This window comes from Mesorhizobium sp. P160187, assembly GCF_057766425.1.
This window is the reverse complement of the sequence record NZ_JBYMDX010000001.1, coordinates 145,757-171,542: the sequence shown is the minus strand read 5'-3', so window position 1 is coordinate 171,542 and position 25,786 is coordinate 145,757. Positions and strand designations below refer to the sequence as shown.

The window sequence follows — 25,786 nt, the reverse complement described above, 5'->3', positions numbered from 1 at the left end:
GCCGGCGTCGCGGCTAACAGACGAAACCGCTGTTTAGTCTGGCCATTCCTGCCTTGGTGATCTCGCCTCTACGTATTCCAATCCTAGACGCTAGGCCAGCAGCGGCCACTCGCGGCCGTCCATCAACAATCCCAAACATCAGGTCGCGGTTATATACAAAAAAGCCGGCCACCTTTCGGCAGCCGGCCAGTGCAAACAAGGAAGGGCACGTTGCACTGATGGGGCAGTGCACCGTCCGAAGCGTTTCCAGGCGACAATGTTCCACCGATGAGAGAACAAAGAAGGCTTCACCGCCAGCGCACATTCCCCTTAGCCGCGCTGTATTGCCATCGGCTAGTCTCTAAAGGCCTTTAACCAGCCACGGATCGGTGTCGTATCCGAGGCGCGGCTTTTCCGGCGTTCCATCGGCCGGCAATTTGGCGGTTCCGGTCGGCCTGCAGTCCAGCTCGAGCACCTGCTTCTTGGCCGACTGCTTCGTAGAGCAAAGGTCCGTGGCGTCACTCACCACCACCTTCTTCTCCTTGGCAACAGCGACACCAGTCCCAGCGATCACGATCGCCGCACAAAACGCAGCAACTCTCATCATACTTCCCCACCGTTGCGCCTCCGCAAAAGGCTGAGCATGACGTTACGGCACTTTTAAATTAGCGCAAGCGAATATTAGCTGCCTAGTCCCTTCACATCGGCTCTGGTCGCCTCCCCTTGCTGCCGGCGCCTTGCGATACCGGCAGCGCGATATGCTAGGATGGGCGCATGCCTGCTCATGACCGGGCGGCCGCTGTTAACGACTTGAGCTTGACATGGCAGAAGGCTGCAGCCGTCAAGTTTCCCAAGTCGTCGTGGCGATGAACGATCGCGTCGAGGATCGCTTACCAAGCGGCGTTTACTAAGTTCCGCTGGTGCAGCCCTGCGCGATCACACCATAACCACGTGATGACAAATCAGCCATGTGTGTGGCGCGGCGGGCTTGTTCCACTTGTGGCCGGCGCCTACCCACCCGGGTTCCCCAACCATGGCGTCGGCCATTTTCGTTCTCTCAGCGATTATAGGCCTTTGCTATCGGCCTATGTGTTGGCCTTGGATGGCGAGATCGCGGTTAGATCGCCTCGTTCGTTTGGATGTTTCGCTGGCGTTGGCAGGAGGCGCATATGTTCGCCAGCCGGCGGATACCACACCGCCCCACCGGTCAGGCCCAGCGCGTCCGCTGCAAAGTCCCCGCAGACCGCTGCTGGGCCGCTGGCGGGCAGCGGCTACTTGCTGACGATCCAATCCACCAAGCCAGTTTCGATCAGCTCGCACCCAGTGAAATCGCGCACCAGGGCCTTGGCTAAATCGCGCCATTGACACTCAGGCGTGCCCGTTTCCCCTACTAGGGCTCGGAATGCAGAGCGGAGAACGTCGGCTTGAAAGGCGGAGACGGCAACAGTAGACGGGTCGGCATCTTCCCAGCCTAGCGCCACGTCGCGACGACGTGACCAAGGCGCTTCAGAAGCTCGCGTGAGGCTCGGATGGCCCTGCGCGATTGATCCATGTCCCGGCGAAATGTGGCGGGTTCCGCCATGGACTTCTGGCGCATCAGCAAGGTGGCCGTAGTGGCCGCTCGAGCGATATCTATGGGCGTTGCAACCATCGCAGCCTCCCAGAAAAGGCAATGGCAAACGACACATTAATAAGCTCGCCGAAACTCTCTCCGCAATGAAAAGAGTTGTACGAATTTTACCAACCCGCACCCTTTCAGTGATGCCGGGCCGCTGCTGTCCTCGCTCTTGTTCTGTCATCGTAATGAAGGACGACATCTCCGAGCACCCGTAGCACACCTGTTGCATGGAAAAAGCTGTAGCGTTTATAGGTGCCCGGGCACTCCGCCATTTGTTTGCGTTGTGGAGCGGGACAAAGCAGGTTTCCTCACTCAGGCCGCCTACCGTGAAGCGGGGCACAAGCCCGACTTCGACGCATTGCCTTGGGAAGCTGAATACAGGGCCGCCAACTCAATGAAAGCCGGTCGTACGCCTAGCTAGCAACCAGGGGCACCGTGACGGTCGTGGCGTAATTTATCGGATACTGGTCGAAATACGGGAAAGCGATGACGAAGGCATAGCTGGCGGTCAGATGCGCCATCTTGAAACCGCCGCTGGCAGGGTCGGTCGCGATCGTCACAATGACGTTCTTCAGACCCAGGTTCACCAATTTCTGCGTGGCGATAGCCTGGATGTCGCTCTGCGAAAGCGTGTTGTTCAGCTGCAGCGCCCGAGAAGAGGTTTCCAGTGTATAGCGGACGGTCGACACGGCATTCATGGCCCAGCCGAAGGCGAAGATTCCGAACAAAAGCATCACCAGGAAAGGCGCGATCAAGGCGAATTCCAGCCCGGCTGCGCCGGAGCAGTCACGGCGCCACCTGGATCCGATCCTTTCAGCGGACACGGATCACCTGCTGATGACTGATCGCGCGCGGGTCCGGGAAGACACCGAAGTTAAACGGGGGCACCCAGGTGCCCGTCGCCGTTATCTGGACGAAGACGGTCGGCAGCTTCTTTCCGCCGCAAATGGTGGTCTCATCCACGACCGTGGCGCCGCACAAATAGGAGCGGACCAGCACGACCGCGGCGTCCTCGGGCTTGTCGTTCCAGCTCGAAAGCGCGACCGCCTGCGTCCCGGTGTCATTGGACGCGCCGGCCATCACGAGATTGGCCGCGGTTTTGACGCCCGCGCGCATCTGCAGGTAACTCGTTACGTAGGACCAGCCATCGGCGATGCCGAGGCAGACGAGGCACAGGATGGGCAGCAACATGGCAAACTCCACGGCGGCTATCCCGGATTTGTCCAGGACAATGCGCAAGGTCCGCCCACCCATCCCGCTACTCGACGAGCTGAACGGACAGTGCCGCCGGAATGTCGTCCATCCCGAGGCCTTTGCAGTTCTGCTTGATCGTCGTACTGCCTGACCACTGGATAGTGTCGGCGACGACCTGAGTGCAGCCACCGTTCCCCGAGAAGTTGCCAAGGTAGTTGACCTGCTGCCTGGGAAAATAGATGGCGCCGGTCAAAAGCGAGTCCGCTGTGCCGTTGAAGGTGCTCTGCGCCGCGGTCCCGGTCCTGTCGCCGTAGAACAGCACGCCGGAATAGGCTCCGGAGGTAGGCGCGCTCAGCGTCACCTTGGCGTTGCCGTTCATGCTGACGGTGTTGCTGCCTGCCATGAAGATGGTTACCCCGCTGCCGGCGACGACCGCGTTGGCGTTGACCTTCATACCGCCCTGCACGACGTAGACGCCGGGCTGCAGGGTGACGTTGCCGCTGAGGCTCATGCCGCTACAGTAGGTGCCAGGCTGGAGTGTTTGCGACGTCTTGTTGCCGTTGACATTCTTGCAAGGGTTGCCTGCTGTCGGCGTCGCCAAGCCGGAGAAAGGATCGGCTGCCGGCAAGGCTCGGGTGATGTTGGACTTGCAGACCGTGGTCGCTGGATTGTTCAGCACCATGCCGCCGACCGTGATCAGGCAGTCGGCCTTGAGCACCGCCGAGCCCTGCGTCTTTATGGCGTCCGAGGCAATCGAGTCCGACATGACCGAACAGCCGGTGAGGTTGACGGTGGTGTTGCCGGAAAAGAGCGCAGCCTGGGAGGCCGACGGACTGAGCGCCAGCACACAAGCCTTGGAGGCGTCATTGATCAGCGCCACCGCCCTTGCCTGTTCGGCAACGGGCGCCTGGTTGAAAATCGCCGTGAAGTAGCGATCGAGATTCTGCTTGACGATGACCTCCACTGCCTTCTTCGCGGTGTTCGGGCCGGACAATGGCGGCGTGTTGACCTGGATCGTGCCCGGCGTGGCAAAATTGTTCGAGGTCGCGGACTGCGTGGCGGCGGCGATGATGGTCGGGTTATCGGAACCCGCGACTTTCTCGAGCGCACCGGCATAGGCCGCGGCATCGGCAACGGCCTGCAGCTTGAGGCTGCTGTAATACCAAAAGGATGTCTCCACACCGAGGCCGGCGCCGCCAACCACGACCGGCAAGGTGAAGGCAACGATGACGGCAACGTTACCGTTCGTGGCGCGCCTTAGGCGGCTCAAAGCAAACCAAATCCGGGTGAACGCGTTGGATGCCATATGTATTAGAAACCATGAATAGATAAACGAATGTCTAAAAACTCCATTCCGATTCGATGAAGTCCGACCTGCCAGACGAAATAGGTGCGCTGCAATTCCTCCTCGCCTCGCATGTACCGAGATCAGGCCGCTCAATCTGCGGTCGATCTCTACGGGTTGGAAGCGGCGACCGCCGTGGCGCAGTGCGCTTTGGAGGCTCATTTCGACGGTCGACCAGATGACTATCGCTTTTGGTGCGATGTCTTTCACCAACTGAGAAGAGCAACTGACGGAACTTTTGCCGCGAAATCGTGTTCGTTCGAGCATGACCAGAATAGCCGACCTTGGACCGCCTAAGCCCGGCAAGCCACACCAACCGCAGGACGGGCACGATCGATTTCACCCATGCCCGATCTGCGGCCAGCAGGTCGACAAGCGCGACTTCCGCCAGGTCATGTGGCACGAGCAACCAGATCATGAGCCGCTGGAGCTCGATCAGTGAGGCAGGAACAACTGGGCCGCCAGCCAGAAGCCGACGGCCATCAAAGACAAAACAACGAGTGCGACGAGGAACAGCCTCATCGCCGGTTCCTACCACGCGTCAGAACAAAACCCGCCGACCGAAGCCAGCGGGCTTTTGTTGCAGGGCCGTGGTTTGCTTAGGATGTGGATCGCGGTTCAACACTGGGTGCCAATTGCGCCGTCACTGCGCTGAGACGCCCACGTTTGGTCAGTACTGGCTTGCTGTATTCTTTCTTCATGCAGTCCCTCCAGTGGAAATTTGAGGCAAAGCGCATTTACAGCCAAAGGTTGTCAATCAGCCCGCGCCTTGTCAATTCAAAAGGTGCCCGCCGCCCTTGCGTCCGGCGGACGAGAGACGTCACACCGCAAGCATCTCACCAGCCATGGAATCGTCCAACACCGTCCAGGTACTGAGGTTACCTAGCCGCAGGAGGGTCCTGAAGCCGCACAAGCTTGTCGAGATGTAGCCGTATCCGCTGGCCTTCAGCGAAGGACAGCGCAAACGATTCCAGGCCGAATGAGCGTGTAATTTCCTGGTCGGTCTCTATGATGCGGACGACCCATTCGCCACTGGCTCCGACCACTTCCACGCGAGGCGTGGCCTTGCGAATTGACACCACGTTGCTCATCACATCCTCCCTACGAAACGCAATGGCAAGTCGATTTAAGACCGTCGTAGTCGGTAGATCAATAACAAATGCTTGCTCGGATCGGACGAACCATCCTGGATGGGCATACAACGGGGGCTAATGCCACTTCAGTCAGGCGAACCCTCCGGGGAACCTCCCTTGAGATAGCGTCTGCTTCAGGTCGTTGGCATTCAGGATGGCCGCCAGCTCTTCGGCATACTCCATGTCGGGAAGGTCGACAGATGGGTGGCCCGCTACAATAGCCGGCAGCCCGGTGAACACGTCGAACACCGTCCACGTCCCATCCGGTTCCCGCCTTACGCCGTACCGCAGAGTTGCCATGAGGGGATGCTAATGGAAGCCGCGAATATATGGTACAAAAAATGCGAGCGGGCGATCGGACAACGGGCACGCCTTGCAGAAGTTTTGCCGCTACGACGGGTTCGGTCGGGCACGGCCAGAATAGCCAACCTCGGACCGCCCATCCCCGGCAAGCCACATGACCTGACTGGGAAGAGCATTTCTATGCGCGCCCCATTTGCGCGCAAAAGGTAGACCGTCGCGACTTCCGCCAGGTGATGTGGCACGAGCAACCGGACCACCAGCCGCTGGAATGCGACGCGTAAGAGCGCAGCACAACCCAACTGGTCGTCGCTATCGAAGCAGCGTTTGCGGGGCGGCCGCTTCTAGGCGCATGGTGGCTAGATGACCCGAATATGGGTGGGATCGGATGGCGCCACGATTTATAGCGAAACCACTGTCCTGGCCGACCGAACCGGCGGCTGGCTGGTCCGGGCCGGAATGAACCGGGGCAATGCCCGGCTCAACGGCTACGCTCTCGATCAAGTGCACCTGGTCCCGGAAGATCGCGCCGTGGAGGTCGGTTTCGGCGGCGCAGTTTTACTGCCGCAACTTCTCCCGTGAGGCAGCATTCGTTTGCGGGGTTGACCGCTCGCAGATGTCGTGAACGCTGCCTGCCGCCGGTTCGCCGATGCAGTGCGCGGCGGACGAGCCGAGTTCCGAATCGGGCTAGTCGAGGACTTGCCCTTGCCGGATAGCACATTCGACAAGGCTCTCAGCGTCCACACAGTGTACTTCTGGCAAAGCCTTAGAGCTGGATCCGCAGAGCTCGCTCGCGTCAAACCAGGCGGTCGCGTCGTGCTTGGCTTCCTCCCGAAGGCGCATATGGACAGGATGAACATGCCGGCCGACATTTTTACACCTCGCGAGCCGGATGAGGTCATTGCTGCCTTGCGAGATGCAGGGTTCAGCGACCCTGAAGTGCGGAGACCGAGCACGGAAACCGCATGGCTCGTTGTGACAGGCACGCGAAGATAAGTTTCGGCGCCTGGAAGCGGAAAAGCCCGCCGCCGAAGCCAACTGGCTTTGTTGCAGGGGTTTGCCTAGGCTCCTCTGGGTTCAACACTGGGTGCCAATTGCGCCGTCACTGCGCTGAGACGCCCACGTTTGGTCAGTACTGGCTTGCTGTATTCTTTCTTCACTGCAGTCCCTCTCTAGCGAATTTCGGCAAAGCGCCTTGGGCCTAAAGGTTCTCACTCATCGGTGCAGGTTGATGGCGTGCACACAGCCGTTACGGCCGAGAGCTTCTCGCGCTTCTTTAGTTCCGGCTTCTGATAAGGCTTCTTCATGCAGGGTTCCCCACGTTTGTCCCTCAATGCGAAAATGCGGTGCGCCGACCACGATTGTCAACCGGAAACACTGAAGTAGCGGCCGAGCGACGCCAGGGGCCGGCACGCGCGGTCAGGGCGGCGTGCGCAGCGTGGATGCTGCAATTGCCTGGCCGGTTGCCATGGCCTGCTAACGAGCGCACACTGCTGCGGTCGCCTCGAAAAATCAAAAACAAACAGGCACGAGGCGCTTGGGAGCGATCATCAGGCTTTCGCCCGACCAGGGAGAAGGCCCATGCCCACACCGGCACAGAGCCGGCTCATGTATTTTATGGGCCAACTCGTTCACAACGAGAGCATCGTTTCCAAGCAGGATATTATCGTCGGCTTACTGGATCACGAAGGCAGTCCGACGGCCGACGCCGACGAATTGCTGGCGAACTTGCATCGATCACTGCAACAGGCCCGACAGAGCTTGCACGAGGCGCAAGAGATCTATGGAGTCAGAAATGCGGAGTAGCGAAAAAACAAAACTCGCATACACAGCCGCAGAGTTCGCCGAAAAACACGGTTTGACCGTGAAGGCAGCCGAAATCATCCTGTCCGTGAACGGCTCCTCACGTGTCGCTTGCGATGCAGCAGCACGCGCATTCAAAGAAGCGGTTGCGCACCGAGAACACAGCAATGACGACGGCGAATGAGGCCCGCGCCTGCTTCCGAGGCTGCGCGGGCCGACCATGACGAGTGGAGAGGACATCTTGGTCACCGGCAGGAATCGCTGAAGAACGAGCCGGGTGTGACCGAACAGCCTCAGAGCGAGGTTGTTCCCGACTGACGCAAAAAAGCCCGCCAACATGAGCCGGCGGGCCAAGTAATGCGTCGCTGTCCAATGAACGCGTTAGGTGTCTTCAGATGGATTTTGGTCGAGAAGCCGCCGCGCGTCAGGCGCAACAAATCGGGCGCCGATTGAACGCCCTGCGGACGCAGGAACGCCTTCGTCTCGCGGGCGCTCCGCGTAAGCAAATCTTCGCCGCCGAGAAGCTCAATCGTCTCGGCCCAACCGTCGTCTGCAAGCAATTCGTGTGTCATCGCAGTTAGAATCCCACCCGATTCCGCAGGGCAATACCTATCTTATCGCCTAGGCCCTTTTGCCCCTACCGCCGAGACATGACCGCGCACCACGGAGCTGTCGAACATCTGCACCAGGTGCGCCGACGACGAGAGCGCAGCGAGATGATCAAAGAACGTTTCGAACACGCCCGCCTTGCTCAGCCGGTCGAAGCGTTTCCAAACGCTGTTCCATTTGCCGAAACGCTCCGGCAGCGCTCGCCATGTAATGTTGTGGACTGAGAATAGTGCAGAGCCTCCACGAATAGCAGGGTCGTCCCGACCCTTGGCTCCGCGCCGTGGCAGCGATCCGCGGAACACCTCCAGCGCCGCCGACCAATCCATCTCCGTCATCTTCGTAGACATTGCCGACCTCCAGAATCAGTCGGCAATCTATGAATCACACCGGATTCCTCTCAAACCAATACCGGTGTCGTTGCGCCCACTTCTGTGCCGGATAAGCAAAGAATAGGCCGGTAAACGGTGAACGCAGTTCGGGGAGTACCCGCACCAGATCGAGCTGATGGGCGAGATAGCCTGGAAGAAAGCTGATGCCCAATCCTATCGCCACGAGCGCCCTCACCGTTAGCAGATCATCGCAGGTGAGGCCCCCTGTCAGGTCAACACCGATCTTCCGGTCGCCCGCCAGCATCGGCAGCGGTCGCGCCCATGCCTTGCTGAGGGCGATTAGATCGTGATGTTCGAGTTGCTCCAGTGAGACAGGTGTGCCCCGGCGGCCGAGGTAGGCCTTGGAAGTGTCCTGAAGGACCCGTCACGAAAGCGCGTGAGATCAGGCTGGAATCGCGCAACGGGCCGACGCGCACGGCGAGGTCGATGCCGTCGGCGACGAGATCGGCAACGCGGTCGGTGACGAAGAGATCAACGGCGACCGCCGGATAAGCCTTACGGAACGCTGCAATAACAGGCGGTAGAAGCGTCTGCGCGATATCCACTGACGCCGTCAGCCGAAGCTGTCCGTCCATCCCCGCCGACTCTGCGCGAAGCTCAGCTTCGACGGTCTCGATTTCTCGCAGCGCGATGCGACACCGCTCGAAATAGGCTTGGCCCTCGGGCGTAGCGCGCAGCTTTCTGGTCGTGCGCTGGATCAACGAGAGCCCGAGCCGTCGCTCCAGGGCCGCGACCTTGGCGCTCACTGTCGTTGCAGGCATGCCGAGACGGCGCGCCGCGCCGGCAAAGCTCCCTGCCTCGAGGACGTTGATGAAGACACATATCTCGCGCAATTACTAATTTAGTGAAACCTTACGTTCTTCTGGGGAGTAGACGTGAGACCGGTCGGTCCAGCTATGGGGCGGCATTGAACATGATGTTTTTTCCGCGATTACTGATTGGGATGTTTGCCACGTCGACCGTGGTAGCGACCTGGACTTACCTAGCAACCGATTCGTTCTGGAAGTCCCTTGCATGGACCTTGCTGATTTTTATCATCTTTCAGGTTGCATATTTCCTATTTTCATTCGCGCTTTTCGACAAGCTTTGGTTGAAAAGAACCGAAGAAAACGCCATGTCGGGGAATTCGACAATGACCAGTCGGTGTGGATCCCAATCACCTTCCAAAACCTTGGTGGCGCCACCGCGGCCCAGGTACCGCCCACCGTACCGCTCTTCGGTAGCGGGAACGTCCCGCCGATATTCCTCGAACAAGGCAGCGTCTTTTACGTCTACATCCGCTATCAGATAGGCAGCCATCTGTGTTTCCTCCTTAGACCTACCTCGCGCTCCTCGGCTTCGGCGTCGTCGGTCCGCACCCTGTGGACGATCTCCGTGCGACATCCAGCGCCAGCGCGCTTTTCGATGATTGTTGGCGCTGCCACGGCTTTCCTTCTTTCGCATAGTTCGCAAAGATTAGCATGATCGCTGCTCTCGTGTCTGGCGGTCTCCCTCAAAGCGTCATCGAGCGCCCTTCAGATGAGACACCGCCGTCTCGACAGGTAGGCTCGGCAGGGTTCGGTCGTCATTGATGGGCTGGTATAATTCGCCGGAATACGCCCGGCTGATCGAGATCCGCAAACGTTCCGCTAACACCAGGATCATCGCTTTAGAAGGGATTGCAACGCCTGCGGCGTGACCCATAAGCGCGGCCAGCGGACCCGACGACAGTTGGGCATCCTCAGCGTCATTTCTTCTTCACGGCGAGATGCCGGAGCAGCAAGACCACTTAGTACACTCTATGATCAATTTGCCGCTGCGCCGGCGAGCGAGCAAAAGACGCGGGAACAGGTGTCTCGTGACCGCCGTGTTATCCCGATCATCCGAAGACGTTCGCTCTGGTGCGGGACGACTTCAAGTCCTTTTTCAAGGGTGTTCGGAGGTTGGCCCACGGCTGAAGGGCTGCACAACCAAGGGGCGACGATCAGCTTCTCCACCTTCAGACACACGCCTTCCCCATGGGCAGAAATTAGTCTCCTGGGGCCCGCCCACGTTTCTCTCAAGCCACCGATTTCATGGCCGACAGGTTATCACGATCCAGCGGGCTTGCGTTCGCGGGGACGACAGGGACAACAGGGACGACGTCGAGTGGCTCCTCCACTACCACAACGATGCCGACGACAGATAACAACACGGATTCGACCACAACGAAGTCGACCAATTCGAACTCAGCGAAGGACTGTGCGCCGGGCCAGCAGAGTGGCAGTGCTAAGCAGGCCGCTCCTGGTCAACAGGATGACACCAGTGCCAAGTCCGCAGCCCCTGGACAGATGAAAACGACTGCCGAAGGTTGCTAATTGTGGCGGGAGGGGCCGGTTTGCACCGGCCGGAATGGATGCCTCCCGCTGCCGACCGGCGGCAACGGACCGGCCCGCGCCCTTCGATCAGCGCGGGCCGTTTTTCTGAAAGAACCTCCCTTAATCGTCCAAGGAGCCTGCAGCCTTTTCTTGGGCGAGCCGGAATGCATAGTTGGTTGCGGATGTGATTGTTGAATAGCGGCCCTTGGGGAAGGCAGATTTGAACGCGACAAACGCCTCAAGCGGCACGTCCAGGAAATCGTATTGCTTCCCCCGCTCGCTCAAAACCAGACCGAGAGAACCCTGGTCCGGGTCAATAGTCGAACTCATCGAGGTCGGCGGCATGGTGCGTTTCAAGAAACCAGCGTGAGCCGCGGCCAGCCGGGTATGGACCGCCCTACAGGCTGAGCTGTATTCGAAGATGTGGCCGGGCGTAGAATGACGTCGCGTTCCGCCGCTTCGCGCGCCGCCCTGATCGGAGTTTTCGCGTTGACGGTGTGGGTGGCCGTCACGGCATCGGCTGCGATATCCTCAACACGGTATTTCGGCACTTTTGTTCCTACGCGTCGGTAGCGACTCCGCTTGTTTAGGGTCGCCCTCAAAGAGGAGAATAAGGTGGCAAGCTCGTCGTCGCCCTGCCGCCGGGGGTGTGACCCGGCGGCTTGGACGTTCGGCTAGGATCGCTCGGCTGTGACCGCCTTACGGCGTTGCCGCGGGAGTCTGCTTGGCAGCCATCTCGTCGATCTTCTCGGCAAGCACGCCGTTGGCCCATTCGGTGACCTTGGCGTCGACCGGCTTGTTGGCCATATCGGCGAGCGCGTCATCCAGCGATGGGACGGCGGCAGCAGCATCGGCCGCCGCTATATTGGCCGTATCGAGCGCTGCCTGCGCTGCATCGATCTGCTCCTGGGTCGGGACTTGGTCGGCCGGAGTATTCGGGTCGTTCAATTTGGCGTTCAAAGCGTCGACTTCGGCTTGGGCGGCATCCACCGCGGCTTGGGCGCTCTTCGCGGCCGCCGACGCTGTCACATAAGCCTGAATGCCGGCGAATTTCTTGCTCTTGGAGTTCATATATGCGTTGATGTTGCGCTGCAGCGAGTTCAGCCGGCCAAGCTTGGCGTGAATGTTCTTGTCCTTAGGCGTCGCGGCGACCTCAATGTCGTCGACGGCGACCTGGTCGTCGGCCGAGGCCTTCTTTCCGGCGTGAGCCGATGCCGACTTGCCGTGCGAAGCGCTGTTGCCGGACTTCCCGCCGCTGTTGCCGGACTTGCCGCTATTGCCGTGACCACCGCCATTGCCGTGACCACCGCCACTGCCGTGACCACCGCCATTGCCGTGACCACCACCATTGCCGTGACCACCTCCGTTTCCACCCGCGCCAGCGAAAGCAGGAGCGGTCACTAGCGCAAGCGCGGCAAGCGCTACCAACAGCGTTTTTCGGGATGTCATGGTACCTCCTCAGTCGAATAGCCACCTCGCCGATTCGTTATAGAGCGGCTTATAAGAGTTTCCTAATTCGACTGAATGAACTTTAGATAAATGCTTGTTGCAATGAGCGACTGACGACTGCGAAGCGCTTTGTAACCCTCTGAAATCTAGCAAAAAATCCGGAGTCGCGGACCGTATCGCCCTTTGCGCGACTGAAGTCCCATACCGATCGGACCTTGGTCGGGCGATGCACAACCGCGGAATGCTTGCGGCATTTCGGAGTATGGCGTCACCGTGTGGCTGTGACTGCGCATTGGTAGACAACTCGCCGGGCGAAGACCCCAACTACCTCGAGCCCGGCGAGCCTTACACCTGATCAGAGTACGCGATCAGGACCGGGGATCAGCCGGCGAAAGATGTGGGTGCAATATGGGTGCCAAACTATTCGTCCCAAATTGGGACCATGCTGCGGCCTGCAAGCTGCGCTTAGGTCTCATAAAAGGCTTAGGCGTTCGCATCGGAAATGGCGATAGCTGGTTAGATCTTTCTTCCTTGTATGATTCGTGGGCATTGGCAGGCGTGCGATATTGTTTGCCGGCGGGCGCTGAGTCTCACCGGTCGGGCCCAGCGGCCCGCCCGCCGCAAGGTGTCCCCCCGCGAGGTAGTGTGCTGAGAGTTCTGCAAATTCGCTGAGAGGGGGCGGTCATGGCAGGCTGGTGATTGTTCACGTCACCTGATTCCCGCGAAGGAACGCCACCATGACCAAGACTGAAGTTAAGACCGCCAGCGCTGCCGTCAAAGACATTCTGCTTTCGAACCCGGAGGGGCTGCACGAAGTGATCCTGCGGTGATGCAGGAGGTTCTCGAGGCCGAGATGGAGGAGGCGCTGGGTGCTTCGAAGGGCGAACGCACGCCCGAACGGCTTGGCTATCGCTCGGGTTACTACGGCCGCACCCTTGTGACCCGGGTCGGCAAGCTCGAGCTGCGGGTTCCGCAGGACCGGGCCGGGCGCTTCTCCACCGAGCTGTTCGAGCGCTACCAGCGTTCCGAGCGGGCCTTGGTGGCGACGCTGGCGGAGATGTATGTGCAGGGCGTGTCGACCCGCAAGGTGAAGGCGATCACGGAAGAACTGTGCGGCCATGCCTTCTCGGCCTCGTCGATCTCGGCCATCAACAAGCGGCTGGACGAGAGCCTCGCTGCCTTTGCCAGGCGCCCCCTTCAAGAGCCGTTTCCTTACCTCATCCTCGATGCGCGCTACGAGAAGGTGCGTGAAGCCGGTGTTGTCATGAGCCAGGCGGTGCTGATCGCGGTCGGTATCGACTGGGACGGAAGGCGCCAGATCCTGGCCGTGGAGATGGCCAATCGCGAGAGCCGCTCGGCCTGGAGGGACTTCCTCGTCGGCCTCAAGGCGCGCGGCCTCAAGGGCGTCGAGTTGGTTGTGTCCGACGATCACGCCGGCCTGGTGGCAGCGATCGGCGAGGTGATCCCCGAAGCCGCCTGGCAACGCTGCTACGTGCACTTCCTCAGGAACGCGCTCGATCATCTGCCGAGGAAGCACGGCGACGACTGCCTGCAGGAATTGCGCTGGCTCTACGACCGGCGCGATCTCGCAGAGGCCAGGGCTGATCTTGCCGCATGGCTTGCCAAATGTCGGCACGCTATCCGCGCCTGACAGGCTGGGCCGAGGATGCCATCGAACAAACCCTGACCTTCTTCAGGCTGCCGAGACAGCACCACAAGCATCTCAAATCCACCAACATGCTGGAGCGGCTCAACGAGGAAATCCGCCGGCGCACCTATGTCGTGCGCATCTTCCCGAACGCCGAAAGCTGCCTGCGCCTGGTCAGGGCGCTGGCCGTCGAAACCAACGAAAACTGGATGGAGGCCAACCGCTATATCAACATGGATGATCTGCGCGAGCACAAGAAGCTCGCTCTGCGCCAAGCCGCATGACCAGCATCATGGCTGCCCCATTTTGCAGAACTTGACGCACACAACCCCCCGCGACAAAGGCTGCTGGGCCGTCGTAGCGCCGATCTGCTCCGGCATGGCCGCGTGAATGCCCGCTCGACTCCAGCAACAGCTTCATCCTTGGTTGCGACGTTCCCGCGCGCGCCGCCGTCATCGAGCGTATCTTACTCGCCTAACCCGGATCGTGCCGCGTCCGCTTTCCGGGACGCACGGATCTATGCTCAATACCTAATGTCAGGCGCGTACCTGAATTGGTCCTCGAGCCGAGATAGCGCGTTAGTCCATACCCGACATTGCGATGTCCAGAAATCGACCGTTTCGCGAACAGCGATGACTACTCGGAGCTGCTATCTCGTTTGCGCCACGAACTGTCCCCTGCCCTCAATGCTTCCAACGTCTCATTTGGGGGCCGATAACGGACTGACAGCTTCGAGCGTCGAGCCGTTGGGTTAGACCCTGACGCCGATGCGTGCGCCGACGGAATCTTCCAACAGTCAACAACGCCGAGCTAAGCGTCGAGCAAAACCGTCCCTCGCGGGCGGCTGCAACATGCCAGGACATAGCCGGCAGATTTCTCTTTAGCATTCAGTCCGCCTAAATCGTCCATGGTAACCTCGCCGGATAGTTTGGCTATTCGGCACGTTCCGCAAACGCCCTGCTGGCAGGCGGTTGGGATGTAGATGCCACAGTTCCGCGCCGCGTCCAGCAGGGTCTCTCCGGGCGCGCAGCGATGCTCCACACCCGAGCGGACAAAACGGACCGAAGACGAAATCGCCAAGCCCAATTCCGACCGAGAACCATTGCTGCCTCCGAAACTCTCCTCGTGATACTGCGCTGGCGGGAAGCCTATTGCATCAAGGCAGGCGCGTGCCGTCTTCATGTACCCTTCGGGCCCACAGGCAAAAACAGTGCGCTTTTGAAGATCGGGAACCAGGCTCAGCAGCATCCGACCATCAATTCGGCCGGTTGAACCCGTCCAAGCGGGACCTCCCTGGCCGCAAACCAAAGTCACTTGAACATTGGGAAAGCGAGCGGCAAGTGCTTCCAGTTCCGCTCGGAAGATGATGTCGCCTGGGGTTTTCGCGCTGTGAATGAAGCGGATCTCCCTGTCGTCTGCGCGGTCTGTAAGCGCACGCAGCATTGACATGGTCGGAGTCACGCCGCTCCCGCCCGAAAGGAAAACAGGTTTCTCCGACGGCAATTTATCCAGATTGAACGAACCGAGCGGCCCTTCGATCTCGATCTCGCTGCCCGGCGTCAAATGGTCATGGATCCAGTTGGAAGTGAGCCCGCCCTGCGTTCGCTTCACGGTGATCTGAAGATCAAGCGGTCGCGTCGGCGGTGACGATACCGAGTAGGCGCGCGTTATTGTGGCGCCGTTGATCCTGAGGTGCACGAGAACATACTGGCCCGCGCTGAAGCAGAACATCCGACCAGCGGCAGATGTGAGAACAAATGTTTTCACATCGTGCGTCTCGTCTATCACGCGACGGCAGAGCACTATATCTCGCGTCTTTTGTGCCCATCGCCGCTGACGCATGGTGGGCACGACATCTGAGGCTTGGATGGAGGCGTATGCATTCATCGTGCGGCTCGGCGTTAGGTCGAGCGAACATGCCAGTTCTTACCCCGCTGAACAGCAATATTATTCCAGCGTTATGATCGGGAATATCGATTAAACCTCCAGCGACATAACGGCGAGATGGAGAGCACGGATGCCTTTGCGAATGATCGGTTCGTGTTTGCGGCGTGCCAGTATCGCCGTATGGACTGGCTGGTGCAAGGTCGGCGCTCCTTCGACCAGGAACGATGGAAGCTCACCGGTAAACCTGCGCGCATCATCGCTGCGCATGTAGCAAGTGCCGCCCGTTCGCCGGAGCATGATCTCCGCCAGAGCTTCCGATCCAGTCGAAAGTCGGCAGATCGCCAATTGAGCCAGCATCTCTGCGTGCGTTTTCTCCAGCACGACGGTGTAGCCTGGGCGGATGTAGGTGTCGGGATCGACGTCCGACAGGTTTCTGGCGGCAGTCGAAACCATTACATATTCCTCGACCATCAGGTGCTCGTATGCGATCTCAGGCAAGTAGCGGGGGGCATAAAGCACCGCGATATCCAGGTTTCCCATGCTGAGGTCGCTGACCATCTGGTTCGAATAATCCGACTCGACATGGATTGAGGACTTCGGAAGTGCTTGGCACAGGGTTTCGACCCACCCGGGCAGGACTGAGCGGGTCATGCCCACTTGGGCGGCAACGCGCAAGGTGCCTTCGAAACGGTTGAAGGCCCGGACATCGTGGCGAGCCTGCGACCAAGTGGATACCAGAGATCTTGCGTAGGCTTCGAACCGGCGCCCTGCGGCAGTCGGCTCTGCCCCGGCGCGTCCGCGTTGGAACAGTTCAGATCCGATTGCGCTCTCCAGGTTCTTGATGCGGGTGCTGATTGTCGATTGGGTTAAGCCCAACCGATCTGCGGTGCGATTGAAATTTCTCGATTCGATGATGTCGAGAAAGGTTTCGATGTGATCAAGCTGCATGGAAATCCCAATCGAAAAATTCGATCATGTTCCTGCCTACCATAAGCTTGATCAAACAATACTCAAGGGGGAAGCTGCACCAGATCATCGGCCGGCGCACCGCCGGGACGGGCCACGGAGCGGAACAAAGTGTTCATAGTTGATTGCGACTGTCACAATTACTGGTCAAGCGCCACCGTGTTGACGCCATACCTTTCCGGCTTGTGGAAAGACATGTTCACCGAGGGCGAGAAAACAGGTCCAGTCGGCGCATTTCCGCATGGCCATCGCCCCTGGTTTCATCCGCAGGACTTCTCCCGCAAGGACGTCCGTCCGAAGACGGAAGCCGACAATTATCTCATCATGAAAGAGAAGCACCTCGACAAGTACAAAGTCGACGTGGCGATCCTCACCGGCGATGAGCCGATCGAGGCGTCGACCCTCGCCAATCCTTACTATGCCAGCGCCCTGGTCAGCGCCTACAATGACTATCAGATCAACCAATGGCTGCCGAAAGACGATCGTTTCATGGGTTCGATCATCATCGCACCACAGGATCCGAAGCTCGCTGCCGCCGAGATACGCCGTCTGGGCAGTCATCCGCGTATGGTCCAGGTTCTCGCTTCCCAAGGGTCCGTCAAGCCGTATGGAGACCCGTTCTACCATCCGATCTACGAAGCTTGCGCTGAAGTAGGGTTGCCGTTCGCCATACATCTGGGCGGGCATGGCGGCGTGAATTCAACTGCCATTGCGCCTGCGCCCACGACATTCTTCTGGGAAACGCATGCCATTTTGCACATGTCCGCGATGTCGCACGTGGCAAGCATGATCGCCCATGGCGTCTTCGAGAAGTGGCCGGACCTCTACTTCGTGATCATCGAGTGCGGTGTCGCCTGGGTTCCGTCGGTCCTGTGGCGCCTGGATGCCGACTACAAAGCGCTGCGTAAAGAGACGCCATGGCTGAAGATGCTGCCATCGGAATATTGCCGGCGCAACATCCGCTTTTCCACGCAGCCGCTGGAGCAACCTGCAAACATCCAACATCTCTGGTCCACGCTCGAAGCGATGGACGGGGAAAACACGCTGATGTTTGCGTCGGACTATCCGCACTGGGATTACGACGATGCCAACACGCTGCAAATCCCTCCTGCCTGGAAGAGCAAGATCATGGGACTGAATGCGTTGGAAGTCTACAAACGCATCCCCCGTGCGCAAGCCGCGAATGCTGCCTGAGGAAGCATACGATGCCCGAGAAGACATATATCTGCCGCGTCGACGAGATCGAAACAGGATCTCCGTTTATCGCCAAGATCCGCAGCCTTTCGGTCGGGATTTTCCGCATCGGAGATTCATTCCACGCGCTGCTGAATGTCTGTCCGCACCGCGGCGCTCCACTTTGCGAGGGACCGCAATGCGGGACAACCGCGCCCGTTGAACAAGCGCAATTCATCTATCATCGCGAAAACGAGATCGTTCGATGCGCCTGGCATGGCTGGGAATTCGACATCAAGTCAGGTGAAGCCTTGGTCGATCCGTCCATTCGCGCTCGCACATTTCCAGTCACCGTCGAAGCCGGCAGCATCTATGTGACGGCCTGATTGGCCCAAAAGCCGATTGGGATTGGAAAAATTCGAAGAAAGATGGCCGAAGCCAACTAGCAGATTTGTTCGCAGGTGCTTGAAAGAAATAACGCGGAGAACTCCGCAATGGGAGAGTCAAATGTCAGAATCTGAATACAAGCTTGGTCTCGCGCAAAGCCTGGTCGGTGGCGGCAAAGTTTCCCGCCGCGACTTCATTCATCTTGGGATAGCCGCAGGCCTGACGGTCGCCGCCGCCGACACGCTCTTCGTCGCCAGGGCGCGTGCCGAACCGATGCACGGCGGCTTCGCCAAGCTCGGCATGGCTCATGGCGCGACGACGGATTCAATCGATCCGGCCGGCTACCCCGATACGTTCACACAAACCGCGTTTTCGGGCTCGCTATCCAACAGCCTCACTGAGGTCGACGCCAAAGGCAATGTCCAACCGGACCTCGCCGAGAGCTTCGAATCTTCGGATGGGGCCAAGACCTGGGCCTTCAAGCTGCGCAAAGGCGCAACCTTCCACAACGGCAAGACTGTGACGGCGGATGACGTCGTGACGTCATTGCAATATCACATGGGCAAGGACACAAAATCGGCGGCGAAGTCGCTGTTGGAGTCCGTCGCCGGGATCAAGGCCGACGGCCCGGAAACGGTGGTCTTCACGCTCAAGAGCGGCAACGCCGATTTCCCTTACATCATGAGTGACTACCATCTGGTCATCATGCCAGCCAAGGACGGCAAGGCGGACTGGGCTTCAGGGGTTCGCACCGGCGCTTTCCTCCTTGAGAATTTCCAGCCCGGCGTTTCGGCGAAACTCAAGCGCAATCCAAACTACTTCAAAAACGGCAAGCCCTATCTCGACGAGGTGGAATTCATCGCCATCACTGATCTTGCCGCTCGCATGGCGGCCTTGTCGACGGGCGAGGTGGACTATATCGGCCGCGCCGACCTCAAGACCCTCGGCATGTTGAAACGCAATCCGAAGGTGGAAATCGTCGAGGTCACCGGCTACGGACATTATACCTTGCCGATGAATGCCGCGATGGCGCCGTTTGATAATCCAGACGTGCGAACGGCATTGAAATGGGCGATCAATCGCCAAGAAATCGTCGACAAGATCTTTCTCGGCCACGCCACCGTGGCTAACGACAACCCGATCGCGCCAGCGATCAAATTCGCCAAGGATCCGCAACCGCAACACAACTTCGATCCGGAAAAAGCCAAGCACTACCTGAAAAAGGCCGGAATGGAGAACCTGAAGGTGGATCTCTCGGTCGCCGATGCCGCTTTTGCAGGCGCGGTGGATGCGGCTTCGCTCATTCGCGAGACGGCAGCCCAATGCGGCATCGACGTCAATGTCGTGCGGGAGGCCGAGGACGCTTATTGGGACAATATCTGGCTCAAGAAACCCTGGTGCGCATCCTATTGGAGCGGTCGAGCGACGGCCGACTGGATGTTCACGCAAGCCTTCGCCGCGGACTCCAGCTGGAATGAGTCGTTCTGGAAAAATCCCCATTTCAACGAATTGCTTGTTAAGGCGCGGGCCGAGACGGACGAGGCCAAGCGAGCGGCGATGTATGCCGAGATGCAGCAACTAACCCACGACGATGGCGGCAGCATCGTGCTGGTCTTCAACAATTTCGTCAGCGCCCAATCCAAAAAGCTCGCACATGGCGAAGTGGCGCCCAACTGGGAGAACGATGGACTGAAAATGGCCGAACGCTGGTGGATCGCCACGGCATGAAAAGGCGGCCGGGGCCACGATGGTTGTGAGGCTCCGGTCGGCTTGCTCCGAGTGCAGGACTGCCGCCCAAAGGGAGACGGCACTCACATGAACCCCGTCGCAAGAACGGTTCTGCAGCGCCTTGGCCTCGGCCTGGTCACTTTGTTCATCGTGTCCATCATCATCTTCTCTGCCATCGCGATGCTTCCGGGCGACTTCGCCAAGGCCACGCTCGGGCAGTCGGCGACGCCCGAAACGGTCGCCGCCTTTCAGCGGGAAATCGGCATCGATCGTCCGCCTGTCGAGCGCTATTTCGTCTGGGTCGCGCAAATGCTTCACGGCGACTTCGGCTCTTCGTTCGCGAGCCGCACCGGATATCGGCGTACCGTGGCCGAGATCATCGCGCCACGCCTCTACAATACGATGTTTCTTGCAGCGGTGACCGCGCTGATAGCGGTTCCGCTGGCGCTTGGGCTTGGCATTCTCGCCGCGCTGTACCGCAACGGCTGGTTCGACCGGCTGGTGAATGCCGTGACACTGACAACTATTTCGTTCCCGGAGTTTTTCGTCGCCTATATGCTCGCCTACCTGGTGATCTCGCGCGACACGTTCATTGCATCCGATTTCGCTCAATCCCTGCCCCATTGGCTCAGTATCTCACTGACCTGGGCACTCAATGCGGTTCCCAAATTTCCGACATTGTCGAATGTGAACGATCAGACCCCATTTTGGGAGCACCTCTGGAAAGTGGCGCTGCCGGCAATCACCCTTACACTCGTGATCGTGGCCCACATGATGCGCATGACCCGAGCGGCCATCATCAACATGCTCGCAAGCCCCTACATCGATATGGCGCGCCTCAAGGGAATGTCCCCGATGGTGATCGTGCTGAGGCATGCCCTGCCCAATGCCTGGGCTCCCATCGTCACTGTCGTGGCGTTCAATATGGCATATCTCATCGTCGGAGTGGTCGTGGTCGAGGTCGTTTTCGTCTATCCCGGGATCGGCCAACTGATGGTTGATGCGGTAAAATCCAGGGATGTTCCGGTTGTCCAGGCCTGTGCCCTGATTTTCGCCGCGACCTACATCCTTCTCAACCTGCTGGCCGACATTATTTCCATCGCCACCAACCCCAGGCTCTTGCACCCACGATGACCAGATCCCAATCTATCGCGGCGGTTCAGAGGCTGAGGCGCTCGCGTGCCAGCCGGGCGACAACAGCGCTGAAGAAGGCACCCGCTTAGTGCATGGTTCGGCATCGTGGTGATCGTTGGCTACGTCCTTGTTGCGGTCTTCGCGCACTGGATAGCCCCATATGGCGAGACGCAGGTCTTCAGCGAAGCCTTCGCGCCGTGGAATCAGGAATTCAAATTGGGAACCGACCAGCTCGGCCGCGACATGCTCACCCGCTTGATCTACGGTGCGCGCAACACCATCGCTATCGCGGTCGCGACTACATTGCTCTCCTTCGCGGTAGGCGTGTCGCTCGGCCTCCTTGCCGCATTGTATAGGGGGTGGCTCGACCAGATCTTGTCGCGTGCGGTGGACGTGCTGATGTCGATCCCGAGTCTGATCTTCGCGCTGGTGCTTCTGTCGATCTTCGGCTCGTCGATCACCAGCCTGATTGTTATCATTGCGCTTCTCGATTCCACCCGTGTCTTTCGGCTTTCTCGCGCCGTTGGGCTTAACGTGGCCGTGATGGAATATGTCGAGGTGGCGCGATTGCGCGGCGAGGGACCGAGATGGATCATCGCCAATGAAATCCTTCCCAATGTCATGCCTCCACTGGTCGCCGAGTTCGGCTTGCGATTCTGCTTCGTGTTCCTGACAGTCGCGGCGCTGTCGTTCCTCGGAGTCGGTATTCAGCCGCCGACGGCCGATTGGGGATCAATGGTGCGCGAGAACGCAACCCTGATCACTTACGGCGATGTCACGCCGCTGCTTCCGGCCGGCGCGATAGCTCTTCTTACCGTATCCGTAAATTTCGTTGTGGACTGGTACCTGCACGCAACAAGCGGGTTGCGGGATGAAAAGTAGCGATCCAGGCTCACGCGAAAAAGGAAAGGATCTACTGCAAATCCGCAATCTGCATGTGGAGGGATCCTCGGACGAACAGTGGCATCCCATCGTCCGCGGGATCGATCTTACGCTGAAGCGGGGGGAGGTTCTTGGCCTAATCGGCGAGTCAGGCGCCGGCAAGTCCACCATTGGCCTTGCCGCAATGGGCTATGCCAAACCGGGCTGCCGGATCACACAGGGCTCGGTCCTGTTCGACGGGATTGATCTCCTGGCAGTCAATGAAAAGGGGCGCCGTCGTCTCCGGGGCTCCCGCATTGCCTATGTCGCGCAAAGCGCGGCGGCCTCCTTCAATCCGGCACATCGACTTTTGGAACAAACCATCGAAACCGCGGTGGCGCATGGAATCGTCAGCCGGGAAGAGGCGAACCGGAGCGCCGTGGATCTTTATCGGCGTCTTCAGCTCCCAGAACCCGAGAGCATAGGCTTTCGCTATCCTCATCAGGTCTCAGGCGGGCAGTTGCAACGGGCCATGACAGCGATGGCAATGGCTTGTCGACCGGACCTCATAATATTCGACGAGCCAACAACGGCGCTCGATGTGACCACGCAGGTTGAAGTCCTTGCCTCCATTCGCAACATCGTTGAGGAATTCAGTACTGCTGCAATCTACGTAACGCATGACCTGGCGGTGGTGGCGCAAATGGCGGATCGCATCATGGTTCTGCGACACGGAGTTACCGTGGAGGTGGCTGACACACGCCAGATGCTGGCCTCCCCCAGCCAGGAATATACGAGGACGCTCTGGGCAGTCCGCAAGCTCGCCAAGCCCGAAGTTCCAGCCGATGACTATCTCTTGACGATAGACAACGTCACCGCGGCTTATGCCGGAGGGGTCAAGGTCCTCCAGGATGTCTCCATCAAGGTTCCGCGCGGAAGAACAGTCGCTGTGGTCGGCGAATCCGGTTCTGGGAAATCGACGCTCGCTCGAGTCGTTACCGGACTCTTGCCGCCAAGTTCGGGTTCGATTTCTTTCGCAGGCCAGCTCCTTTCCAAGAGCCTGAAGGCGCGGCCCAAGGAGGTCCTGCGTCGCGTCCAGATGATTTATCAAATGCCCGACAACGCCCTTAATCCGCGCCAAACGGTCGAAGAAGTCTTAGAGCGGCCACTCGAATTCTACCTCGGCCTCAAAGGCGCGCAGAGAGATCGCCGGATAAGCGAACTTATGCACATGGTCGAGATGAGCGAGGATTTTCTGGAACGTCTACCTGGCGAGCTATCAGGTGGCCAAAAACAACGCGTCTGCATTGCGCGGGCATTGGCTGCCGAACCGGAGCTTATCATCTGCGACGAGATCACATCCGCGCTCGACCAAATTGTGCAGGAGGAGATCCTCAAGCTTCTGATGCGCCTACAGCGTGAACTCGGGATGAGCTACATCTTCATTACCCATGACATCGCCACGGTGCGCGCGATAGCAGACGAGATTGTCGTCATGCACGGCGGCAAAGTCGTCGAGCAGGGATTGAAGAGCGTGGTTCTCACACCTCCGCATGCCGCTTACACCGAACGGCTTTTGTCCTCTGTTCCCGAAATGGATCCTGACTGGCTGACAAGATTGCTGGCCAGTCGGAAAATCTGACAGGTTGCAAGGTGGTCAGGAATTAAGTCCCCGTCCGCCCATCTTCCACGTGCTTTGAAGGGCATGATCGAGCTCCACGCGCAGCGATCAGCGCGACTATTATGCACGCCTTCTGGAACCGTCTATCGCTGATCCAGGACCATCAGGCTAGGTTTGACGCTGAGGCGTATCGGAAATACGTTCGCGCACGGCATGCTCGGTCTTGTCTGCTGTGGACTTCACGATCTTGCCGAGCTGATCGGCTATCGTGTCTGCTTCCATATCTTGCCGGCCAGCTTCCTGCTTGATGGTCTCATAGGCGTCGGCGGCGACCTGCTTGGCCTCATCGAGGCCCCTGTCGAGCAAAGTTTCGGCGGAATCGCGAATAGGCGCCTAGTTGCTCGTCCTCCGTTGCGGTATGGGGCAGAATTGCACCTATAGCGGCGCCGATGGCGAGACCGACGGCCGCAACGGCCAAGGGTTGATCCTCCAACAGATCTTGCGCGGAGCGGCTGGCTTTCGCCGCCATGTCCCCAGTCGTCGAGCTTGCATTGGCAGCGCTTCCCGTCAGACCCGCCGCAGCGGCTCTTGCGGTGCTCGATATGGTGTCGCCGACGCTGGCAGCGCTCGAGGAGAGCGATTCCGCGGCGTCGGAGAGCGTGCCGCCCAAGCCGCCGCGCTCCCCTGCTACATCATGTCGTCCCGGCGCTGAAGGCAATGGATAGCCAGCCGAACGGTGGGCGGTGTTTGAGGTACCGCTGCCGAACATCAGCCAGGCCAGACCTGCGCCCACCATGGTGACCGGCAAAGGATTGTCTCGGACCTGCGTTCTGAGATTGCTGAGCATGGCCGCGCTCTCCCCTCCCGAGAACAGCCCGGTGAACTCATCCAGCAATTGTCCAGGCGTCATCTTGCCTCGAATGGATTCGGCGGTCTCCATCACCCGAGCGCGAGCAGCCTCGGCCTCGCGTTCAAGTTCGCCTGCGGATTTCTCGTTCATCTCACCTGTTCCTTAATCGCGCTCGCGTCGCGCTTGAGCTGTCCCTGGGTCCGGTCGGGGGTAAGTTCCGAAGGCGCCATGCTGGCCGTCCCGGTCCGCAGCAGGATGACGCCGAGGACCGCCACGACCACACCGACCAGCAGGGAAGACCACCCCGCGCCAAGCCCTGCCCGCGTCACCGCGATAATGAGCGCCTGCAGCAACACCAAGAGCGCGGCGAGCAGGCAAATCGCGCCGCCCAGCACTTCCGCGGCACCTGCTCCGGCTTTGGTAAGCTTTTCAGAGAGCTCGGCCCGAAACAGCCTCGCCTCGGTTTGCACCAGAGTGGTGACATTCTGGGCCAAATCGGTGACTAGCCCGGCAAGGCTGGGATTGTCCTGGTTGTTCATCTGTCCTGCTCCGCGATCTGCGTGGCCCCATCATCGCCGACCACGCCAAAATCTTGTGGACGATCAGCGGACCAACCCTGTGGCTGATCGGTGTGTGATCTGAGGCCTCCCGGAGCGGCCTCAGAATCGGGCGTTGCCGGCGGAGAAGCCTTGATGAACCGCCCGAGAGCCAATCCGGCCAACACCGATCCCGCAAGCAGGACACCGGGATTTTGCCGGCCGAAGGACTGCACGTCATCAAGGACTTGGCTAAAGGGCTTCTGTTTCAAGGACGATGAAAGCCGCTCAAGGCCACTGGCAGCATCCAAAGCGAACTTCGATGCGTTCCTTTCATCGTTGCTGGCAAGGTGATCGCTGGCGGCTCGCAGTGCACCACCCAACGCCGCCAAGCTCGATCCGATGTCGCGCTGCGCCTCCTCCGCCTTGTCGGAGATGACCTGCGTGGCTTCAGATGCATAGTCGCCAGCCTTACGGGTCACCTCGTCCCGCGCGTCGTGAAGCAACTCGCTGGCACGCTCATTTTCCTGGCGAAGTCTGTCGGAGACGTCGCTTTTCGCCTTGTCGAAATCGGTGGGCTGTCCGCCCTGATCGTTCTCATGCTGCATGAGGCCACCTAGTGAAAACCGAGGAAGGAGAGGACCGCGAGCACGACAACGATAAGGCCGATAAGATAGATGACACTGTTCATGTGCACGTCCTCCGTAGCTTTCCAACTTCGACGAACCTGCGATGTTCCGTAAGTGAGAGCATTTATCTCAGCCGAAACGAAGAGCTTCGTCAGGCACGCACCCAGTCACCAGTGAGTTGCCCTGTCCCTCGTGCGGAGCGCCAGTTGCT

General features: G+C 59.4%; 32 protein-coding genes and 2 pseudogenes. 14 read left to right on the top strand and 20 right to left on the bottom strand.

Translation table 11 applies throughout. The features are described 5' to 3' along the window. Window positions 1–340: 340 nt before the first annotated feature. From AC3CCE_RS00775 to AC3CCE_RS00755, 5 genes are all read right to left on the bottom strand, one after another. Window positions 341–586, bottom strand: a complete 246-nt coding sequence (locus AC3CCE_RS00775; protein WP_023686078.1) for a hypothetical protein — start codon at window positions 584–586, stop codon at window positions 341–343. A 664-nt stretch (window positions 587–1,250) separates the two neighbouring features. After that, window positions 1,251–1,796 (bottom strand): hypothetical protein, encoded by a 546-nt coding sequence (locus tag AC3CCE_RS00770; RefSeq protein ID WP_352624369.1) that lies wholly within the window; start codon window positions 1,794–1,796, stop codon window positions 1,251–1,253. Window positions 1,797–2,010: 214 nt separating this feature from the next. Beyond that, window positions 2,011–2,421 carry a TadE/TadG family type IV pilus assembly protein gene (locus AC3CCE_RS00765; RefSeq protein WP_023708223.1) on the bottom strand — a complete coding sequence of 137 codons (411 nt, stop codon included), beginning with the start codon at window positions 2,419–2,421 and terminating at the stop codon, window positions 2,011–2,013. Beyond that, window positions 2,411–2,851, bottom strand: a complete 441-nt coding sequence (locus tag AC3CCE_RS00760; protein ID WP_352624367.1) for a TadE/TadG family type IV pilus assembly protein — start codon at window positions 2,849–2,851, stop codon at window positions 2,411–2,413. The genes AC3CCE_RS00765 and AC3CCE_RS00760 overlap by 11 nt, the downstream gene beginning before the upstream one ends. 4 nt (window positions 2,852–2,855) lie before the next feature. Further along, window positions 2,856–4,097, bottom strand: coding sequence for a pilus assembly protein TadG-related protein (locus AC3CCE_RS00755; protein WP_023828393.1), 1,242 nt, complete (start codon window positions 4,095–4,097; stop codon window positions 2,856–2,858). A 111-nt stretch (window positions 4,098–4,208) separates the two neighbouring features. On the opposite strand from AC3CCE_RS00755, the gene AC3CCE_RS00750 reads away from it, so the two are divergent. Next, on the top strand, window positions 4,209–4,433 hold the full coding sequence (locus AC3CCE_RS00750) for a hypothetical protein (protein WP_081725497.1): 225 nt from the start codon (window positions 4,209–4,211) through the stop codon (window positions 4,431–4,433). A 581-nt stretch (window positions 4,434–5,014) separates the two neighbouring features. On the opposite strand, the gene AC3CCE_RS00745 is transcribed toward AC3CCE_RS00750, so the two are convergent. Both AC3CCE_RS00745 and AC3CCE_RS00740 read right to left on the bottom strand, forming a co-directional pair. Further along, window positions 5,015–5,227, bottom strand: coding sequence for a hypothetical protein (locus AC3CCE_RS00745; protein WP_023815941.1), 213 nt, complete (start codon window positions 5,225–5,227; stop codon window positions 5,015–5,017). A 132-nt stretch (window positions 5,228–5,359) separates the two neighbouring features. After that, entirely contained in the window at window positions 5,360–5,569 is a 210-nt protein-coding gene (locus AC3CCE_RS00740) for a hypothetical protein (protein ID WP_023670655.1), read from the bottom strand. Between the two features lie 363 nt (window positions 5,570–5,932). Here AC3CCE_RS00740 and AC3CCE_RS00735 point away from each other — a divergent pair, with 363 nt between their 5' ends. The 4 genes from AC3CCE_RS00735 to AC3CCE_RS00720 all read left to right on the top strand — a co-directional run bounded on the left by AC3CCE_RS00735 (window position 5,933) and on the right by AC3CCE_RS00720 (window position 7,556). Then, entirely contained in the window at window positions 5,933–6,151 is a 219-nt protein-coding gene (locus tag AC3CCE_RS00735) for a hypothetical protein (RefSeq protein WP_023685378.1), read from the top strand. A 39-nt stretch (window positions 6,152–6,190) separates the two neighbouring features. Next, window positions 6,191–6,565, top strand: a complete 375-nt coding sequence (locus AC3CCE_RS00730; protein ID WP_023815939.1) for a class I SAM-dependent methyltransferase — start codon at window positions 6,191–6,193, stop codon at window positions 6,563–6,565. 585 nt (window positions 6,566–7,150) lie between these two features. Then, a complete protein-coding gene (locus AC3CCE_RS00725; protein WP_023670653.1) occupies window positions 7,151–7,375 on the top strand; it encodes a hypothetical protein in 225 nt (74 codons plus the stop codon). Beyond that, window positions 7,365–7,556: a hypothetical protein gene (locus AC3CCE_RS00720; RefSeq protein ID WP_352624362.1), complete on the top strand. Its 192-nt coding sequence runs from the start codon at window positions 7,365–7,367 to the stop codon at window positions 7,554–7,556. The genes AC3CCE_RS00725 and AC3CCE_RS00720 overlap by 11 nt, the downstream gene beginning before the upstream one ends. A gap of 109 nt (window positions 7,557–7,665) precedes the next feature. Here AC3CCE_RS00720 and AC3CCE_RS00715 read toward each other — a convergent pair whose 3' ends face one another. The 4 genes from AC3CCE_RS00715 to AC3CCE_RS00700 are packed head-to-tail and all read right to left on the bottom strand — an operon-like array spanning window position 7,666 to window position 9,203. Further along, a complete protein-coding gene (locus AC3CCE_RS00715) occupies window positions 7,666–7,944 on the bottom strand; it encodes a hypothetical protein (protein WP_352624360.1) in 279 nt (92 codons plus the stop codon). 42 nt (window positions 7,945–7,986) lie between these two features. Beyond that, window positions 7,987–8,328 (bottom strand): transposase, encoded by a 342-nt coding sequence (locus AC3CCE_RS00710; RefSeq protein WP_352446947.1) that lies wholly within the window; start codon window positions 8,326–8,328, stop codon window positions 7,987–7,989. A 34-nt stretch (window positions 8,329–8,362) separates the two neighbouring features. Next, a complete protein-coding gene (locus AC3CCE_RS00705) occupies window positions 8,363–8,677 on the bottom strand; it encodes a LysR substrate-binding domain-containing protein (RefSeq protein ID WP_084630787.1) in 315 nt (104 codons plus the stop codon). Continuing rightward, window positions 8,583–9,203, bottom strand: a complete 621-nt coding sequence (locus AC3CCE_RS00700; RefSeq protein ID WP_352624359.1) for a LysR family transcriptional regulator — start codon at window positions 9,201–9,203, stop codon at window positions 8,583–8,585. The genes AC3CCE_RS00705 and AC3CCE_RS00700 overlap by 95 nt, the downstream gene beginning before the upstream one ends. A gap of 80 nt (window positions 9,204–9,283) precedes the next feature. On the opposite strand from AC3CCE_RS00700, the pseudogene AC3CCE_RS00695 reads away from it, so the two are divergent. Next, window positions 9,284–9,388, top strand: a pseudogene (locus tag AC3CCE_RS00695) (hypothetical protein); the annotation flags it as partial. A 23-nt stretch (window positions 9,389–9,411) separates the two neighbouring features. Here the strand turns inward: AC3CCE_RS00695 and AC3CCE_RS00690 are convergent. Next, complete coding sequence (locus AC3CCE_RS00690; RefSeq protein WP_352624357.1) at window positions 9,412–9,669, bottom strand: DUF1330 domain-containing protein; 258 nt, start codon at window positions 9,667–9,669, stop codon at window positions 9,412–9,414. Between the two features lie 271 nt (window positions 9,670–9,940). Between AC3CCE_RS00690 and AC3CCE_RS00685 the strand changes: the two genes are divergently transcribed. After that, window positions 9,941–10,048, top strand: coding sequence for a DUF1330 domain-containing protein (locus AC3CCE_RS00685; protein WP_352624355.1), 108 nt, complete (start codon window positions 9,941–9,943; stop codon window positions 10,046–10,048). Window positions 10,049–10,826: 778 nt separating this feature from the next. On the opposite strand, the gene AC3CCE_RS00680 is transcribed toward AC3CCE_RS00685, so the two are convergent. Together AC3CCE_RS00680 and AC3CCE_RS00675 are read right to left on the bottom strand one after the other, a co-directional pair. After that, complete coding sequence (locus AC3CCE_RS00680) at window positions 10,827–11,051, bottom strand: hypothetical protein (RefSeq protein WP_352624354.1); 225 nt, start codon at window positions 11,049–11,051, stop codon at window positions 10,827–10,829. A 354-nt stretch (window positions 11,052–11,405) separates the two neighbouring features. Then, complete coding sequence (locus AC3CCE_RS00675) at window positions 11,406–12,155, bottom strand: hypothetical protein (RefSeq protein ID WP_352624352.1); 750 nt, start codon at window positions 12,153–12,155, stop codon at window positions 11,406–11,408. 737 nt (window positions 12,156–12,892) lie between these two features. On the opposite strand from AC3CCE_RS00675, the pseudogene AC3CCE_RS00670 reads away from it, so the two are divergent. Then, window positions 12,893–14,087: pseudogene (locus AC3CCE_RS00670) on the top strand (IS256 family transposase). A gap of 526 nt (window positions 14,088–14,613) precedes the next feature. Here the strand turns inward: AC3CCE_RS00670 and AC3CCE_RS00665 are convergent. After that, the gene (locus AC3CCE_RS00665) at window positions 14,614–15,690 is read right to left on the bottom strand and encodes an FAD-binding oxidoreductase (protein ID WP_031204576.1); all 1,077 of its coding nucleotides are present in this window, start codon (window positions 15,688–15,690) and stop codon (window positions 14,614–14,616) included. 90 nt (window positions 15,691–15,780) lie between these two features. Beyond that, on the bottom strand, window positions 15,781–16,638 hold the full coding sequence (locus AC3CCE_RS00660; protein ID WP_023673822.1) for a LysR family transcriptional regulator: 858 nt from the start codon (window positions 16,636–16,638) through the stop codon (window positions 15,781–15,783). Between the two features lie 129 nt (window positions 16,639–16,767). On the opposite strand from AC3CCE_RS00660, the gene AC3CCE_RS00655 reads away from it, so the two are divergent. From AC3CCE_RS00655 to AC3CCE_RS00630, 6 genes are all read left to right on the top strand, one after another. Beyond that, on the top strand, window positions 16,768–17,850 hold the full coding sequence (locus AC3CCE_RS00655) for an amidohydrolase family protein (protein WP_031194312.1): 1,083 nt from the start codon (window positions 16,768–16,770) through the stop codon (window positions 17,848–17,850). 11 nt (window positions 17,851–17,861) lie between these two features. Continuing rightward, window positions 17,862–18,215: a Rieske (2Fe-2S) protein gene (locus AC3CCE_RS00650; RefSeq protein ID WP_023673824.1), complete on the top strand. Its 354-nt coding sequence runs from the start codon at window positions 17,862–17,864 to the stop codon at window positions 18,213–18,215. Between the two features lie 121 nt (window positions 18,216–18,336). Beyond that, window positions 18,337–19,944 carry an ABC transporter substrate-binding protein gene (locus AC3CCE_RS00645; protein WP_023673825.1) on the top strand — a complete coding sequence of 536 codons (1,608 nt, stop codon included), beginning with the start codon at window positions 18,337–18,339 and terminating at the stop codon, window positions 19,942–19,944. Window positions 19,945–20,031: 87 nt separating this feature from the next. Continuing rightward, on the top strand, window positions 20,032–21,078 hold the full coding sequence (locus tag AC3CCE_RS00640) for an ABC transporter permease (RefSeq protein WP_023673826.1): 1,047 nt from the start codon (window positions 20,032–20,034) through the stop codon (window positions 21,076–21,078). Window positions 21,079–21,183: 105 nt separating this feature from the next. Beyond that, window positions 21,184–21,960 carry an ABC transporter permease gene (locus AC3CCE_RS00635; RefSeq protein ID WP_352625198.1) on the top strand — a complete coding sequence of 259 codons (777 nt, stop codon included), beginning with the start codon at window positions 21,184–21,186 and terminating at the stop codon, window positions 21,958–21,960. Next, window positions 21,950–23,581 (top strand): ABC transporter ATP-binding protein, encoded by a 1,632-nt coding sequence (locus tag AC3CCE_RS00630; RefSeq protein ID WP_023686074.1) that lies wholly within the window; start codon window positions 21,950–21,952, stop codon window positions 23,579–23,581. The genes AC3CCE_RS00635 and AC3CCE_RS00630 overlap by 11 nt, the downstream gene beginning before the upstream one ends. Before the next feature lie 147 nt (window positions 23,582–23,728). Here the strand turns inward: AC3CCE_RS00630 and AC3CCE_RS00625 are convergent, their stop codons facing one another. The 4 genes from AC3CCE_RS00625 to AC3CCE_RS00610 are packed head-to-tail and all read right to left on the bottom strand — an operon-like array spanning window position 23,729 to window position 25,554. Beyond that, window positions 23,729–23,926: a hypothetical protein gene (locus AC3CCE_RS00625; protein WP_352625200.1), complete on the bottom strand. Its 198-nt coding sequence runs from the start codon at window positions 23,924–23,926 to the stop codon at window positions 23,729–23,731. Beyond that, window positions 23,904–24,560, bottom strand: a complete 657-nt coding sequence (locus AC3CCE_RS00620) for a hypothetical protein (RefSeq protein WP_352625202.1) — start codon at window positions 24,558–24,560, stop codon at window positions 23,904–23,906. Before AC3CCE_RS00620 ends, AC3CCE_RS00625 begins: the two co-directional genes overlap by 23 nt. After that, window positions 24,557–24,949: a phage holin family protein gene (locus AC3CCE_RS00615; protein WP_023696784.1), complete on the bottom strand. Its 393-nt coding sequence runs from the start codon at window positions 24,947–24,949 to the stop codon at window positions 24,557–24,559. Before AC3CCE_RS00615 ends, AC3CCE_RS00620 begins: the two co-directional genes overlap by 4 nt. After that, window positions 24,946–25,554 carry a hypothetical protein gene (locus AC3CCE_RS00610; RefSeq protein WP_023696785.1) on the bottom strand — a complete coding sequence of 203 codons (609 nt, stop codon included), beginning with the start codon at window positions 25,552–25,554 and terminating at the stop codon, window positions 24,946–24,948. The genes AC3CCE_RS00615 and AC3CCE_RS00610 overlap by 4 nt, the downstream gene beginning before the upstream one ends. Window positions 25,555–25,786 lie beyond the last annotated feature (232 nt).